Origin of the sequence: Hymenobacter artigasi (genome assembly GCF_012275535.1) — a bacterium.
GTDB classification, from domain to species: Bacteria; Bacteroidota; Bacteroidia; order Cytophagales; family Hymenobacteraceae; genus Hymenobacter; species Hymenobacter artigasi.
Map to the genome: position 1 here is coordinate 91,952 of NZ_JAAVTK010000004.1, position 15,439 is coordinate 107,390.

Below are 15,439 nucleotides of genomic sequence, written 5' to 3' on the forward strand. Positions count from 1 at the left end.
TTCGGGCGACATGCCCAATGAGGCGATACTACTGCACCGGGCTGCTACAAGTCCCCGGCTATCTCACTTCCTCCACTTCCACCCGCCGGTTGCGGGCATCGGGCGAGGGGTAGAGCGGGCGCGAGTCGCCGTAGCCAATGGTGCGGAGGCGCTCGGGCGCGATGCCGGCCTGCACCAAGAAGGTTTTCACGGCTTCGGCGCGCTGCTCGCTCAGCACTTGGTTTTTGTCGGGCTCGCCTACCTTGTCGGCGTGGCCCAACACGCGGATGCGCAGCGTGGGCCGGGCTTTTAGCTCATCGGCCAGCTGGTTGAGGGCCGGGCTGGATTCGGGCAGTAGCTCTGGCTTGCCCACTTTAAACAATACGGTGGGCAGTACAACGGGCGTGGCCGAAACCAGCGGGGCGGAGGGGCGGCGTACGGTATCGGGGGGCGGGAGTGGAGCGGGGACAGGTGCGGGCAGCGGGGGCTTGGCTGCCCTGGGCGGCGTACCGCTTACCTTAATGGTGATGGGCACCACGGTACTCTCCCTGGTGGGGTAGTAGCTCTGCGCGAGGTAAAATGTAGTCGTTTTATTGAGTTTGGTCCGGAAGGTATTGCCCGAGTTCACGGGCTTCTTCAGCTCGGCATCGGCATACCAAAGTACATTACGGCCCGACACGCGGATGCTCGTTTCGACCCCGGCCGGCACGGTGGCGGCCGATTTTAACCTGATGCGGTAGAGCGTGAACGTGCCCACGCTGCAATCGCCGCGCGGCTTATAGGTGGCGTGGCCGGTGAGTTTTTCGAGGGTGGGGTCGTAGGTGAAGGTGATGGAGCCGTCGCACCAGTAGCTGAGCATGGTGCGGCCTGTTTCGTTCAGCTTCTCACCGTGCTCCAAGCGGAAGCTGGTGCCGGTGCGCTTACCCGCCATCCGGAACGTGACCGAAATGCCCGGATTGGTGCCCACTTCCTCATACAGCACACCAAACAGGCTCCCACTCTTGCTCTCCTGCAGGCGCAGTACCGAAGGCCAGTAGGCATCCGGCTGGCGGGTTTCCGATTCTACCCCCTGCCAGACGCCGGTCAGGGATTGGGCCTGTGCCGGGCCCGCGAGCAGCAGGGCCCCGATACCACACCAAAAGCTGCGTTTCATAGGGTAATAATTCGTTCGTCAGAAGTTTGATGGCTAACCAGAAGGAGGAAAAAAAACTATGGGGCCAAAGCAGCAAATTGTGTGGCCTGATTACGGCAGTACCTCTATTTCTACGCGCCGGTTGCGAGCATCGGGGGTAGGGTAGCGCTGGTGGCTATCGCCGTAGCCAATGGCTGCCAGGCGCGCAGGAGCAATGCCCGATTTCACAAGAAAGGCCATTACCGCTGCCGCCCGTTGCGCGGATAGCACCTGGTTTTTGTCGGTTTCGCCCACCCGGTCGGTATGGCCGGCGATGCGAATGCGCATGGCGGGCCGGGCTTTCAGGTCAGCCGTGAGCTGCTCCAGAGCAGGAGTGGCGGTAGGCAGCAGCGTGGCCGTACCCACAAAGAAGAGGACCGTGGGCAATAGCACCGGAACGACAATTGCAGGTGCGGAGGTAGGCAGACGCTGCTTAGCAACAGATTTTAAAGCGGGCCTCACCCGAATGGTTACGGCGGTGGCGGTGCTTTTACGCGAAGGATAGAAGCCCTGCGTTAGATAGAAAGTGGTGGTTTTTTGCAGTCGAGTGCTGAACGTGTTGCCCTGAGCAACAGGACGTTTGAGTGCTGGGTCCGAAAACCAGCGCACATCGCGCCCCGAGACGCGCAGGGTAGTTGTAGCTGCCGCAGGCACAACCAAACTCGATTTCAGCTTTATCCGAAAAAAGGTGAAGGTGTAGTCCATACTCCGGGTATACCTCCCTGGAGAGTTTTTTCCAACAAGCATTTCCTGCCGTTCATCATAAGAAAACGTAATGGGTGCGGCGTCCCAACTGAAGTTTGGGTTGTAAGGGCGACGTTCTTGTAAAATGCTATCGAATGCAATAACCAGCGTTTTAGCTGACAGCGTGCCCGTTAGCTGGTAGATAACACAATACTTTCCGTATTCAAATTCCTGATAGAAACATCCCGAAAGTGGGGCGGCACTTTGCTTGTAAATCTGCATATCTATCGGGCTTACGACCCGCCTGGGCAGGTTAATAGCAGCGCCTTGCCAAATACCGGATAAGTCCTGAGCGAGGCAGGGGGCTGCAAAAGCAAGAAGTAGAAAAAGTAGAGTGAACCAACGTTTCATTCCCCCAAATTAAGGTCGGGACGAAGGAAACGAAACAAACTACTACCCCAAGTAGGCCATTTCCTCGGCGCTCAACTCAATATCGGCGGCTTTCAGGTTTTCCTCGAGGTGCGCCAGCGACGACGTGCCCGGAATGGGCAGAATCCAGGGCGACTTGTGCAGCAGCCAGGCAATGTTGAGCTGGGCTTCCGATATGCCGCGCCGGCGGGCCAGCTCGGTTAGCTTATGGCCCGCGTTGGGCAGGCCATGCACCAGCGAGAAGAAGGGGATGAGCGGAATGCCGTGCTGCTCGCACAGGTCCAGCACTTCTTCGCCGCCGGGGTTGGTGCCGTAGGGGAGCACCACAGTGGTGCGCTGGGCATAGCTGTACATGTTTTCGACGGTGGCAATCTCGCCGATTTTCAGGCCGGCTTCCAGCTCCTCGCGGGTCACGTTGCTCAGGCCTACGTGCAGGATTTTGCCCTCGCGCTGCATCTCAAACATGGCCCCGAGCTGCTCATCGAGTGGTACCGCGCCGTGGCCCATCAGCCGCAGGTGCACCAGCTGAATCTGCTCCTGCTTTAGGGTGCGCAGGTTGTTGTCGATGGCGGTGCGCAGGTTTTCGGGGGTGTTGAAGGGCACCCAGCTTTTGTCGGGCCGGCGGGTGGCGCCTACTTTGGTGCAGATAACCAGGTCGGCCGGGTAGGGGTGCAGGGCTTCGGCAATGAGGCGGTTGGTTACGTCCTCGCCGTAGTAGTCGGCGGTATCGAGGAAGTTCACGCCCGAGGCCACGGCTTTTTTGAGGATGGCCAGCGCCTGCGGGCGGTCGGCGGGCTCGCCCCATATTTCGGGGCCGGTGAGGCGCATGGTGCCGTAGCCGAGGCGCGAAACCGTGAGGGGCCGGGCAGAATGTCGGGCAATGGTGATGGTGGACATAATAAGGAAATGGCGTTGACTACGCAAAAGACGGTTTGAAACCCGAGATGTTTAAACGTGCCGAATTTCCGGGCATGCCTTGGGCCGAAACCGCATTGCCTAGCCGCGCCAAACAGCCATTTCAGGAGTAGCGCTTTGGAAAAAAAAAGCGAAAAAGATAAGCTGAAGAATAGGCTTAAAATAATCTAAAAGTGTGTTCTGTCATAAACGGCTGAGCGGTAATACGGCTTCTGAAAATACCCAAATAGCTGAGGGTGAATAGTTGAGCTTATTGAATAAATGAAAATAAATTTATAAACTATCCAAGATAACCGGCGTACTAATTTGAACGACCCAGCCAGTAGTTTGCGGGTTAAGTCAGCTTTTCTAACCTATTCCATCGCCATGAAAACCATCCATTCTTTCCTGCTTTTAGCCTCGCTCACGCTGGCCGCCACGGGCTGCGCCAACGAATCCGGCGTTACGGTCGGGAGCGACCAGCGCGGAACCAATCCGGCGGCCACCAATGCGGGCTACATCAGCACTGCAACCGACCAGCCCGATTTCAGCAAGTATAAATCCTACTCGTGGTCCTCGCAGATAACCGACCCTCAGAATAGCGTCTTTTTCCTGAATGACCTCATATTTAAGGGCCAGATACGCGACGCCGTCGAGCATGAGATGGCAGCCAAAGGCTACACCTACCAGCCCGATAACGGTGACCTGGTGGTGAATTTCCGCACCTTCGACCAACCCGTCGAACTCGCGAGCAACGACAACCTGGGCGCTGGCTATTGGTCGGATAACGAACGATATGCCTACAACAACCGGAATAAAGTGAAGCTCGACCGGGGCAGCATTCTGGTGCAGATGGCCGACCGGCAAAAGGGAGTACAGGTGTGGCAAGGCTACGCTTCGGGGCTCACCGATGGCAACGTATTCGATAAAAACAAAGACAAAGTATACGTCGCCATAGGCCAGATTTTTCAGACTTACGACCACCGGGCCGATAAGCTGTAGTAGTGTTCAACGTGGGCTAAATAAAAAACCGCCGGCTGCACAGCCGGCGGTTTTTTATTTAGCAGTGGTTCAAAATCACCACAGGTACATGGCCGCTGAAATTTTCCTGGAGCGGTTTTCAGATTCGTGTACACGTAGTGCGAACTGTGTAGTTCGCGTCCCCGCGCCGTATCAACGATTCACTAACGGCGCGGGGACGCGAACTACAAAGTTCGCGCTACCGCCGGCTGGCCTCATAAGCGGTACCTAAACCCGAAAACTGCTCTAGCTGCAGCCTTTGTGGCCCTGCGGGCTACATGGAGCGGTGCCTGGCCGTGCGTGCGCGCAGGGCTTCGTAGTTGGCGGCAGCTACGGCGTCGATTTTGTGCGGCTCCAGGAAATTGGTTTTGATTTGGGCCTCGCGCTCGGCCCCACCCATGATGACGTTGATTTCGCCGGCCAGCAGGCCCTCAATGGCGGCTTTGGCTACGTCCTCGGCCGAATCCATTCCCTTCACCACGGCAGTTTTCATCATGTCGGTATCGGTGGCGGAGGGGTACACCGTCATCACGTGCAGCGGGTGCTGGTAGAGCTCCCGGCGCATGGCATCGGAAAACTGGCGGATGGCGGCCTTGGTGGCGGCATACACGCTGTAGAAGGGCATGGCCAGGTAGCCGTAGCCCGAAGAAATATTCATCAGCGCCGCGTCGGGGCTTTGCAGCAGCAGGGGCAGGGCTTTCTTGGTGAGCAGGATAAGGCCGGTCAGGTTGATATTTATCTGGCTGATGATGTCGTCGTCGGACTGGTCGGCGAGCAGGCCGGCGCTCACCACCCCGGCGTTGTTCACCAGGATATCAAGCCCGCCCCACTCGCGGGTGATGGTGGCCACGGCGCGGTCGAGGTCGGCGGGCTGGCCCACATCGCCGGCAATGAGCAGCAGCCGGGCCTCGGGGAATTCCTGCTTCAGGGCATCAAGGGCGGCCTGCTTACGGCCCATCACGGCAAAATCGCGCACGCCGAGCCGGATAAATTCGGCCAGCAACGCTTTGCCAATGCCGGCGCTGCCGCCCGTGATAAATACTTTCTTGTTGGCTAATTCCATCGGACTCCGGCTGACGGATTGGTGAGCGTGCAGCCGGGTTGGTTTTACCAGTGCGGCCCCCGAAAGGTTGGGGGAGAGTCGTAAAGTCAGGCTACCGAGTCTGATTTAAACAGCCGCCGGATAAATGCCTTGCCGGGCCTTGATGAGCACCGGTAGTTTGGCTTTGCCTTTAGCCCGGCCTTTCTTGAACGTGATGGTCCAGATGCTGTCATAGTCATTGTCGGGCCATTCCAGGGGCTCTATAATACCCAAGGCTTCAGCGATTTTCACAATGTTGTGATGCTCCCACACCAGCAGCACCGTCCCTCGGTGGTGCCGAAGCTCCTTCACGAGGCCCTTGATTTCGTCGGGGGCGTAGTCGCTGTTGATGGTCAGGTTGTGCTGCACGGCGTAGGGCAGCACGGTTTGCATCATCCGCACGCGGGTGGTTTCCTCCTTATCGGTGCCGATGCACGGCACGTAGGTGAAATGGGGTGGCCGGGGCAGCAGGCTGTTGAGCACTTCGGGCAGGGCCAGCGCCCGCTCGAAGCCGGCGGCCGAAAGATTGTCGCCCTCCGTAGGCTTTTCGCCGTGCCGGATGATGACAATCTGGAGCAAGGGCCCTTTGGGAACCGGCGGGGCTTTGGGATGCACCGGGTTGAGGTGGTACAGCAGAAAAAGCTTGGTTCTGTCTAGTTCGGTGAAATGGGTAATCATGAGTCGAAGCAGTGTAAATGCGGCATACTAGCCCAGTAGGCGCAGAGTTACAAATGAGCATTGTTCACCCACTTTTTAGTATGTTAATGCAATCAAATTAGACTGAGCTGGCGCGAGTTTAGGCGTAGCCGTAACTCGTGCCTACGCTTTGGGCGAGGCTGTGCCTCGCAGCAGAACGACTTGCATTTGCCCGGCAATTGGCCTCAGGCGAGCTTGCCGCGTTGCGGCAGTGGAGGCACAGCCTCCACATCAATGTTGGTCACGAGTTACGGCTGCGCCTAAACTCTCGCCAGTTTGGGGCTTGTATAGTAAATTCGAAACATGGAAATATCACTGCCTGCACTGCAATTGAATTTTAGAACTGACTTAGCTAATAAGTTAGTTGAAACACAGATGGCCCTTGAGCTTATTGCTAGCAGCTTGAGCAAGTTAGGACTTGAGGCAGATGAACCTATTAGCTTCGGGTCGAGAGTACTAGTTACGTATGAAGGAAATACAGGTACAGCAGAAGGAAGAGTTTGGGGGATTAAACCCTCTGGGACTATCGTTGTAAATAGGGATGGATATAAGAGTGTCATGAATTTTGAGCCTAGTTCAGTAAAAAATCTATCAGTAGGCACATATGGACGGCTTGAAAGGAAGCAGTGGTTGTTAAAAAGGGATGTGATTGCCTTTCAAACAGTTCTCCAGGACTCTGGAATGCCAAGAGTTTTTACCGAGTTAAAAGATAATATCATTCATGTTGTTCAAATAGATAATTGCTCTTATTGTCAAATGGTTGATTTCGTTCATGCTTCTAATCTCAAGTCTTATAGATTGAAATTGCCACTCAATACTGTTGCATCTAAAGGCTACTATCATATCATATGCAGTGCTACTGATATTGAAAGCCTTTACGCTTCAGATAAATTTGCTTTCGAAAAATTCTATGATAAGCCTCCATTAGTAGTTAAATAACCTTTAAAGTTGTTGCAAGTTTCATAAAACAAAAAAGCGCGCTACTTACAAAGTAGCGCGCTTTTTTGTTTTATGAAATTAAATATCTCGCCGTAACTCGTGCCCATCATTCGGGCGAGGCTGTGCCTCGCATCAGAACGACTTGCATTTGCCCGGCAATTGACCTCAGGCGAGCTTGCCGCGTTGCGGCAGTGGAGGTACAATCTCCACTTCAATGTTGGTCACGAGTTACGGCTGCGCCTAAACTCGCGCCAGTTGGGGTACTTCCAGGTATCACAGGAAGCGTTCAACCGGCCTTATGAGTTGGCCGTAGCCACCGCGCCGCTGCCCCGCCATGCGCGGGTGGTGCATCAAGGGCCGGCCAATGTAGCAGCATAGTATCTGCTGCCCCAAAGCCGCTGCCGAAGCGGGCCGTGTCGCCCAGCAGGCCCAACGCACTGGCCGCTCAGGCTTCGTCGCCCGCTAAGCCGGCCTGCAGCGCATTCTTGATAAACTGCTTTTCGTAGTGCCGGTTGCGGCGGCTTTTCTTGGCTTCGGCGCGCTTGCCCAGCCGCTTATCCACGACAATCTCGCTCAACTGGTTCAGGTCGGCGAGCTGCTTAATATCGTTGGGGGAGTTGCACCGGGCCATCAAGCAGTGGGAAGAGTTTCAGGGTGCAAACCGGAGGCAGGTGCGAAAGTTGCGCCGCTACCCCAGCCGCTACCCCAGCCGCTACCCCAGCCGCTGCCCCAGCCGCTACCCCAGCCGCTGCCCCAGCCGCTGCCCCAGCCGCTGCCCCAGCCGCTGCCCCAGCCGCTACCCCAGCCGCTACCCCAGCCGCTACCCCAGCCGCTACCCCAGCCGCTGCCGAAGCGGGCCGCGTCGCGCCGCCGCGCCCGGCGGGCCCGGCGGGCCCGGCGGGCCCGCGTGGGCGGGGCCCCTTTACGCACCACACCCCGCCCTCCCAAGGTGGGGAAGGCAGGGTGTTTGGGGAAGGAAATCTTGTTATAATGGTGGGCGACTACCTCTGCGTGCTCCAGGAGCTAATGCTTCGGGTGGAGTTGGAAGCGAGATGGAATTGAATACACTGCGCTCTTGCCTAGCTGTTAGTCGATTGCTAACACACTCATTATAACGATAAACCCAATTCGCGATAACTCTACCAAATATCTTTAAGTGAGTAGATAAATCCGATGGTAAACTACTTACATTTTTACTGATGATGAATAATACTCCTAAACCATCATTTTCATTGCAAGCAACAGGCATATTTGAACAAATTATCGAGAATGATTCTCCGTTAGTCTCATAATTCTTAAAGACAAACTGTTGGTTGTTGAATGATTGTCTAATGGCTGTTTGGATTTCTAGTGCCTCTCCATTTACACCAGTAATATTGAATAGTTCTTTAGGCAAGCAGTGCCGTTTATCAAGTTTGTCGTCAATAGTAATCAAGCCGCTTTCCCAATGGTTAGGGGTGTCCATTGAACTGTAGCCATTCAGATACAATCCAATAGTAAATTTGGTGTTGATAGTGTTTAGTAGAAAGAACGTATTGTCTATTACTGGTTCTATAAGCTCGCGTACACCTTTTGAAATTCCTCCATCACAAAGATGGGTATCATCGCCAATATTTAAAGAGCAAGTTTGGCCATTAAGACGTTGCATCGTCTGCACGAGAAAATCATTAATAGTGTTTTTTCTCTCCGCTTCACTTCTCAATTCTTGAAGTTCTCGCTCCGATTTCAGCTCGTTAGTTATTGAACCAGGATAGTTAGCTGTGTAAGCGGTTTTAAAAAATAATATCAATAAGTAGGTGATTCCTAGAAATATTACAGCGTAAAGCGAGAGTCTATTGAGTGTTTCATTCTCAGTGCTTAGATTATTTGACACTATGCCAATAAGTGTAACAATGATTCCCTCAAATATGGCCGCGCCAATAACTGCTCGGTTGATGGTTTCCCCAAATGATTCAAGCCTTTTGATGATGCCATTAAATTCCATATATCTACTATTTTTTCCGGGTAAAAGAAAGGGAACTGCCTTGACGAGGTAGCCCCCTTTCTTGATTTGTATCTAAGAGCCCCGCTACATATTCCGCCGGTACTGCCCGCCGACCTCAAACAGCGCATTGGTAATCTGCCCCAGCGAGCAGTATTTCACCGTTTCCATCAGCTCGGCGAAGAGGTTGCCGTTGGCAACGGCTATTTGCTGGAGCTGCTGGAGACGCGCCGGGGCCTGGTCGGCGTTGCGCTGGTGCAGCAGCTGGAGCATGTCGATTTGGTACTGCTTTTCCTCCTCCGTGGCGCGGATGACTTCGGCCGGCACCACCGTGGGCGAGCCCTTCGACGAGAGGAAGGTGTTCACCCCGATGATGGGGTACTCGCCCGTGTGCTTCAGCATCTCGTAGTGCATGCTTTCCTCCTGGATTTTGCCGCGCTGGTACATGGTTTCCATGGCCCCGAGCACGCCGCCGCGCTCCGTGATGCGGTCAAATTCGAGCAGCACCGCCTCTTCCACCAGCTCGGTCAGCTCCTCGATGATGAAGGAGCCTTGCAGCGGGTTTTCGTTTTTGGCCAGCCCCAGCTCGCGGTTGATGATGAGCTGAATGGCCATGGCCCGGCGCACCGATTCCTCGGTGGGCGTGGTGATGGCCTCGTCGTAGGCGTTGGTGTGCAGCGAGTTGCAGTTGTCGTAGATGGCGTACAGCGCCTGCAGCGTGGTGCGGATGTCGTTGAAGTCGATTTCCTGGGCGTGCAGGCTGCGGCCCGAAGTCTGGATATGGTACTTCAGCATCTGGCTGCGGGCGTCGGCGCCGTACTTCAGCTTCATGGCCTTGGCCCAGATGCGGCGCGCCACCCGCCCAATCACGGCGTACTCCGGGTCGATGCCGTTGGAGAAGAAGAAGCTCAGGTTGGGCGCGAAGTCGTTCACGCTCATGCCCCGGCTCACGTAATATTCTACGAACGTGAAGCCGTTGCTCAGCGTCAGCGCCAGCTGCGTAATGGGGTTGGCCCCGGCCTCGGCAATGTGGTAGCCCGAAATGGACACGGAATAGAAATTCCGCACCTTCTCCGTGATGAAGTATTGCTGCACGTCGCCCATGAGGCGCAGCGCGAATTCGGTGCTGAAAATGCAGGTGTTCTGGGCCTGGTCTTCCTTCAGAATGTCGGCCTGCACGGTGCCGCGCACCTGCGTCAGGGTGCGGGCTTTGATGGTGGCGTACACATCGGCGGGCAGCACCTGGTCGCCGGTCACGCCGAGCAGGCGCAGGCCCAGGCCGTTGTTGCCGGCCGGCAATTCGCCCTGGTAGCGGGGGCGGGCCTGGCCCAGCGCCGCGTAAATCGCGTCGATTTTAGCGTCCGTTTCGGCTTCCAGGCCGTTTTCCTGAATGTAGAACTCGCACTGCTGGTCGATGGCCGCGTTCATGAAAAACGCCGCCAGCGTGGCCGCCGGGCCGTTGATGGTCATCGAAACCGACGTGCTGGGGTTGGCCAGGTTGAAGCCCGAGTAGAGCTTCTTGGCATCGTCGAGGCAGGCGATGCTCACGCCCGCGTTGCCAATCTTGCCATAGATGTCGGGCCGGTGGTCGGGGTCCTCGCCGTACAGCGTCACCGAGTCGAAGGCCGTGCTCAGGCGCTTGGCCGGCAGGCCCATGCTCACGTAGTGGAAGCGGCGGTTGGTGCGCTCCGGTCCGCCCTCGCCGGCAAACATGCGGGTGGGGTCTTCGCCTTCGCGCTTGAAGGGGAACACGCCGGCCGTGTAGGGAAATTCGCCGGGGAAGTTCTCCTGCATGGCCCAGCGCAGCCGGTCGCCCCAGCCGGTGTAGCGCGGCACCGATACCTTCGGAATCATATTGCCCGACAAGGATTTGGTGTGCGTCTGCACCCGAATTTCCTTGCCCCGCACCGAGTACACGTACTCCGGGTCGCGGTAGTTCTGCAGGGTGCTTTCCCAGTTTTCCAGAATGGCCTGGCTGTCGGCATCGAGGCGGCGGAGCTGGGTTTGCTTGTTCTTGCTGAACTCCTCCACGGTGCCGGCCGGGCTGGCTTTGTCGGCGCCGTAGTGCTCTTCCAGCTTGGCAAACGCGCCGGCTACTTCCGCAATGTTGGCCTGCTCGCGCACGCGCTGGTCGTAGGCTCGGTTGCTCTCAGCAATCTCCGAGAGGTAGCGCGTGCGGTGCGGCGGGATGATGTAAATCTTCTCCGAATCTGAGGTGCTGGTTTCCAGGTGCGAGGCGAAAATGGCCCCAGTTTTGGTTTCCAGCATCTTCAGCACCGCCCGGTACAGGCGGTTCATGCCCGGGTCGTTGAACTGCGAGGCAATGGTGCCGAACACCGGCATCTGGTCGGTAGGGGTGTCCCACAGGCCGTGGTTGCGCTGGTACTGCTTGCGCACGTCGCGCAGCGCGTCCAGCGCCCCGCGCTTGTCGAACTTATTGAGCGCAATCACATCGGCGAAATCGAGCATGTCGATTTTCTCCAGCTGCGTGGCCGCGCCGTACTCGGGCGTCATCACGTACAGGCTGGCGTCGGAGTGTTCGATGATTTCGGTGTCGGACTGGCCGATGCCGGAAGTTTCGAGGATAATAAGGTCGTAGTTGGCGGCTTTCACCACGTCCACCGCATCCTGCACGTACTTGCTGAGGGCCAGGTTGCTCTGGCGCGTGGCCAGGCTGCGCATGTACACCCGCGGCGAGTTGATGGCATTCATCCGAATGCGGTCGCCGAGCAGCGCGCCGCCGGTCTTGCGCTTGCTGGGGTCCACGGAGATAATGGCGATGGTCTTGTCCGGGAAGTCCATCAGGAAGCGCCGTACCAGCTCATCTACCAGCGACGACTTGCCCGCGCCGCCCGTGCCGGTGATACCGAGAATTGGTGCCTGGTGCCTGGTGCTTAGTGCCTGGTTCTGACTTTTCTCTTCCAACTGAAAATCGGAAACCAACTGCGACTTTACCCGCTCAAACTCCTCGGGGAAGTTCTCGGCCGCCGAAATCAGACGGCCAATGCTGCGGGCGTCTTTCTCTTTAACGTGGCCCGCCTCGCCGTTTAGATTCTGGCCAGTGGGAAAGTCGGCCTTTTCCAGCAGGTCGTTAATCATGCCCTGCAGACCCATGGCGCGGCCATCATCGGGCGAGTAGATGCGGGTGATGCCGTAGCCCTGCAAGTCCGCGATTTCCGTGGGCAGAATCACGCCGCCGCCGCCGCCGAAGATTTTGATGTGGCCCGCACCGCGCTCCTTCAGCAGGTCAAAAATGTACTTGAAATACTCGTTGTGCCCGCCCTGGTAGCTGGTGATGGCAATGGCCTGGGCATCTTCCTGAATGGCGCAATCCACGATTTCCTGCGCCGAGCGGTTGTGCCCGAGGTGGATTACCTCCGCGCCGCTGCTCTGAATGATGCGGCGCATGATGTTGATAGCGGCGTCGTGGCCGTCGAACAAAGCGGCGGCGGTGACGATGCGAACGTGGTTCTTCGGTTTATAAGGCGCGGTGGGAGCGGGGTGCATATAAAGTAGGGCGGGCTTCAGCCCGCCGTTAGAAAGCGTGAAAAACGTGCACGAAGGTACGGAAAACGTCCCGGCGGGGTCGGGCGGGGCAAGTCTGATAGAATAGCGTGAAACGCCAAACAGCCGGGCCGCCTCGCTGGCAGCCCGGCTGTTACTTCGGCTTCAGCCGATGCCTAAGCGGTGGCGGTTTCTTTCTTGGCGGTGGCCTTCTTCACGTCCGGAATCATATTGTGGGGGTTAATCACAAATTTCCGGGCCACGCCTTTATCAAATTCGGCGTAGCCTTTTGGCGCGTCGTCAAGGCTGATAATCTCCACGTTCACGGCTTTGGCAATCTGTACTTTATCGTACAAAATGGCCTGCATGAGCTGGCGGTTATAGCTCATCACGGGCGTTTGGCCGGTGTGGAAGGAATGGCTCTTGGCCCAGCCCAGGCCGAAGCGGATGGACAGGTTGCCGCTTCGAGCGGCCTGGTCCGCCGCGCCGGGGTCGTCGGTCACGTACAGGCCGGGAATGCCGATGGAGCCACCCGCCCGGGTAATTTCCATGAGGGAGTTGAGCACGGCGGCGGGCACTTCGGTCTTGGCCTGGGCCCCGTGGCCGCTGGCCTCGAAACCCACGCAGTCGATGGCGCAGTCAATTTCCGGTACGCCCAGAATCTGGGCAATCTGGTCGGCCAGGCTGGCGTCCTCGTTCAGGTCCACTGTTTCGCAGCCGAAGGAGCGGGCGTGCGCTAGGCGGGCCTTGTTCATGTCGCCCACAATCACCACGGCCGCGCCCAGCAGCTGCGCCGATGCGGCGGCCGCCAGGCCCACTGGCCCGGCCCCGGCCACGTACACCGTGGTGCCCGGCCCCACGCCCGCCTTCACGGCCCCGTGGAAACCGGTGGGGAAAATGTCGCTCAGCATGGTCAAATCGCGGATTTTCTCCATGGCCTGTTCCTTGTTGGGGAACTTCAGCAGGTTGAAATCGGCGTAGGGCACCATCACGTACTCGGCTTGGCCGCCTACCCAGCCGCCCATGTCCACGTAGCCGTAGGCGCCACCGGCGCGGCCTTCGTTCACGGTCAGGCAAATGCCGGTTTTCATCTCCTTGCAGGTGCGGCAGCGGCCACAGGCCACGTTAAACGGCACCGACACGAGGTCGCCTTTTTTCAGGAACTCCACGTCCTCACCGGCCTCCACTACCTCGCCCGTGATTTCGTGGCCCAGCACCAAGCCGGCGGGGGCCGTGGTCCGGCCGCGCACCATGTGCTGGTCGGAGCCGCAAATGTTGGTTGAAACTACTTTCAGAATTACTCCGTGAGTGATTTTCTTGCCCTTGGGGTTCTTTAGCTCGGGAAAATCAATGCTCTGGACCTCGACCTTGCCGGGACCCAGGTAAACAACGCCTCTGTTGCTAGCCATGATGCTGGGGATTAATGAAATAAACGGAAAAAGAAAAACGCCATGCCTGGCAAGCCGAAGCATGGCGTTTGGGTCGGCGGGGTTGCGCGTCCTACCGCTTGCCTTCGATGGCCAGCTGGCCGGCCTCGGCTACGGCGTGGTCGTCCTCCACGGTGCTGCCCGATACGCCAATGGCTCCCATCACCAGGCCGCCATCGCCCTTGATGGGGATGCCGCCGGGAAAGCTGATGAGGCCGCCGTTGGAATGCTCGATGCCGAAGAGCGGCCCGCCCGGCTGCGACAGCCCCCCAATGGCCCCGGTGGGCATGTCAAAGAAGCGCGCCGTTTTGGCTTTCTTAATGGAAATGTCGAGCGAACCCAGCCAGGCATCGTCCATACGGATGAATGCCACGAGGTTGGCACCGGCATCGACCACCGCAATGTTCATTTTAACGCCCATTTCGAGGGCTTTTTCGTGGGCGGCTTGCACGGCCGTTTGGGCTTGTTTCAGGGTGATTCCCATAAGTGTGTTGGTGAGTTGGGGTGAAAGCTGGTTTTGAAAAATAAAATCCTTCCAACTCTTAAGCGGATTCTGGCCCATTTGGTTAGCCCCAATGTGGTGATTGCGACCATACCGGACCATTTTGCGAGAATAATACAGGGCCGGAAAAATCCGGGGATACCATCCTGGGCAACTCGATGCCGATTTCTGTACTGGTAGTCGGATATAAAAAAAGCCCCGGCAGGCCGGGGCTTTTGCAGTCGTTTCGGGCATCTCAGCCAAAAACCAGCGGCGGGCTCAGGGCCAGGCGCCAGACCAGGGCCACGACAATGGCCGCTGCCACCAGGCCCCAGCCCACGCGTGTGGCCTGGGGGCGCTTCACGGTTTCGGAAAATACCTCGTTGAGGCAGCCCAGGGCCAGCGGGGTCACCAGCAGGCCCATCAGGGCCAGGTGCAGGGTTTCCTGTACGGTGAGGTAGGGCACTTTGGCCAGGGCAATGAAGATTCCTCCGGCCACCCAGGGCACGATGAGCGTGCTCACCACCATGAGCCGGCGGTTGGCGAAGCGCATCACCGTGTGCGAGTCGTGGGCCTGCAGGAAGGCAATGGCCCCGAAATAGCCCAGGCCCAGCTGCACCAGTCCGGCCAGCAGCGCCAGCAGTACGTTCATCACATTGCCCAGGCGCAGGAGCCAGTCGGGCACGTACCAGAAGCCCGATTGCGTGAACGTATCGGCCAGCAAAGCCCCGAATACGGCGTTGCAGGCGTGGAAAGCCACCCACAGCAGCAGCAGCTTAAACTGCCCCCGCCGCGCCCGTGCGCCCTGCCAGTACCAGCGAAACGCCACCAGCCCCAGCACAAGGCACACCACCGGCCCGCTGCCATACACCCCAACGATGGCCGTGCGCCACCACTCATTATCGGCCAGGGTGTAGCGCACGTCGCTGGGGTCCCAGATTCCGCGCAACTGGAAGTGGTGCGACACGGCCACCTTCACCGCCTGATGCAGGCCCCACACCAGATAATAGGCCAGCACATACAGCGCCGTGCCGTTGGCGGCCACGATGTAAAACTTGCGAGGGTCGGTTTTGAGGGAAGTAGTAGTAGCAGTTTCCGGGTGCATAGGCAGCTTTACTGAAGCGGGCAAAATCGGGGAATCAGCAAAACTAAG

Annotated in this window: 14 protein-coding genes; 2 read left to right on the forward strand and 12 right to left on the reverse strand. The window is 57.6% G+C overall.

All coding sequences use genetic code 11. From position 1 onward, the window contains the following. Positions 1-58: 58 nt before the first annotated feature. The 3 genes from HBN54_RS08550 to HBN54_RS08560 form a co-directional block, all read right to left on the reverse strand. Positions 59-1,132: an OmpA family protein gene (locus HBN54_RS08550; RefSeq protein ID WP_168672784.1), complete on the reverse strand. Its 1,074-nt coding sequence runs from the start codon at positions 1,130-1,132 to the stop codon at positions 59-61. A 90-nt stretch (positions 1,133-1,222) separates the two neighbouring features. Further along, entirely contained in the window at positions 1,223-2,245 is a 1,023-nt protein-coding gene (locus tag HBN54_RS08555) for an OmpA family protein (RefSeq protein WP_168672785.1), read from the reverse strand. Between the two features lie 42 nt (positions 2,246-2,287). Then, positions 2,288-3,160: an aldo/keto reductase gene (locus HBN54_RS08560; protein WP_168672786.1), complete on the reverse strand. Its 873-nt coding sequence runs from the start codon at positions 3,158-3,160 to the stop codon at positions 2,288-2,290. Positions 3,161-3,544: 384 nt separating this feature from the next. Between HBN54_RS08560 and HBN54_RS08565 the strand changes: the two genes are divergently transcribed. Further along, the gene (locus HBN54_RS08565; protein ID WP_168672787.1) at positions 3,545-4,159 is read left to right on the forward strand and encodes a DUF4136 domain-containing protein; all 615 of its coding nucleotides are present in this window, start codon (positions 3,545-3,547) and stop codon (positions 4,157-4,159) included. 292 nt (positions 4,160-4,451) lie between these two features. Here HBN54_RS08565 and HBN54_RS08570 read toward each other — a convergent pair whose 3' ends face one another. Both HBN54_RS08570 and HBN54_RS08575 read right to left on the reverse strand, forming a co-directional pair. Continuing rightward, the gene (locus HBN54_RS08570; RefSeq protein WP_168672788.1) at positions 4,452-5,240 is read right to left on the reverse strand and encodes an SDR family NAD(P)-dependent oxidoreductase; all 789 of its coding nucleotides are present in this window, start codon (positions 5,238-5,240) and stop codon (positions 4,452-4,454) included. 105 nt (positions 5,241-5,345) lie between these two features. Continuing rightward, on the reverse strand, positions 5,346-5,936 hold the full coding sequence (locus tag HBN54_RS08575) for a histidine phosphatase family protein (RefSeq protein WP_168672789.1): 591 nt from the start codon (positions 5,934-5,936) through the stop codon (positions 5,346-5,348). A gap of 321 nt (positions 5,937-6,257) precedes the next feature. Here HBN54_RS08575 and HBN54_RS08580 point away from each other — a divergent pair, with 321 nt between their 5' ends. Further along, positions 6,258-6,893 (forward strand): hypothetical protein, encoded by a 636-nt coding sequence (locus HBN54_RS08580; protein ID WP_168672790.1) that lies wholly within the window; start codon positions 6,258-6,260, stop codon positions 6,891-6,893. A gap of 445 nt (positions 6,894-7,338) precedes the next feature. Here HBN54_RS08580 and HBN54_RS08585 read toward each other — a convergent pair whose 3' ends face one another. From HBN54_RS08585 to HBN54_RS08615, 7 genes are all read right to left on the reverse strand, one after another. Continuing rightward, a complete protein-coding gene (locus HBN54_RS08585) occupies positions 7,339-7,524 on the reverse strand; it encodes a hypothetical protein (RefSeq protein ID WP_168672791.1) in 186 nt (61 codons plus the stop codon). Continuing rightward, positions 7,524-7,841 (reverse strand): hypothetical protein, encoded by a 318-nt coding sequence (locus tag HBN54_RS23215; protein ID WP_210427986.1) that lies wholly within the window; start codon positions 7,839-7,841, stop codon positions 7,524-7,526. The genes HBN54_RS08585 and HBN54_RS23215 overlap by 1 nt, the downstream gene beginning before the upstream one ends. A 37-nt stretch (positions 7,842-7,878) precedes the next feature. Beyond that, complete coding sequence (locus tag HBN54_RS08595; RefSeq protein WP_168672792.1) at positions 7,879-8,877, reverse strand: hypothetical protein; 999 nt, start codon at positions 8,875-8,877, stop codon at positions 7,879-7,881. A gap of 84 nt (positions 8,878-8,961) precedes the next feature. After that, on the reverse strand, positions 8,962-12,381 hold the full coding sequence (locus tag HBN54_RS08600; RefSeq protein WP_168672793.1) for a methylmalonyl-CoA mutase family protein: 3,420 nt from the start codon (positions 12,379-12,381) through the stop codon (positions 8,962-8,964). A 173-nt stretch (positions 12,382-12,554) separates the two neighbouring features. After that, positions 12,555-13,787: a formaldehyde dehydrogenase, glutathione-independent gene (fdhA, locus tag HBN54_RS08605; protein WP_168672794.1), complete on the reverse strand. Its 1,233-nt coding sequence runs from the start codon at positions 13,785-13,787 to the stop codon at positions 12,555-12,557. Between the two features lie 91 nt (positions 13,788-13,878). Continuing rightward, positions 13,879-14,289 carry a GlcG/HbpS family heme-binding protein gene (locus HBN54_RS08610; RefSeq protein WP_168672795.1) on the reverse strand — a complete coding sequence of 137 codons (411 nt, stop codon included), beginning with the start codon at positions 14,287-14,289 and terminating at the stop codon, positions 13,879-13,881. Positions 14,290-14,542: 253 nt separating this feature from the next. After that, positions 14,543-15,391 (reverse strand): hypothetical protein, encoded by an 849-nt coding sequence (locus tag HBN54_RS08615; RefSeq protein WP_168672796.1) that lies wholly within the window; start codon positions 15,389-15,391, stop codon positions 14,543-14,545. Positions 15,392-15,439: the final 48 nt, after the last annotated feature.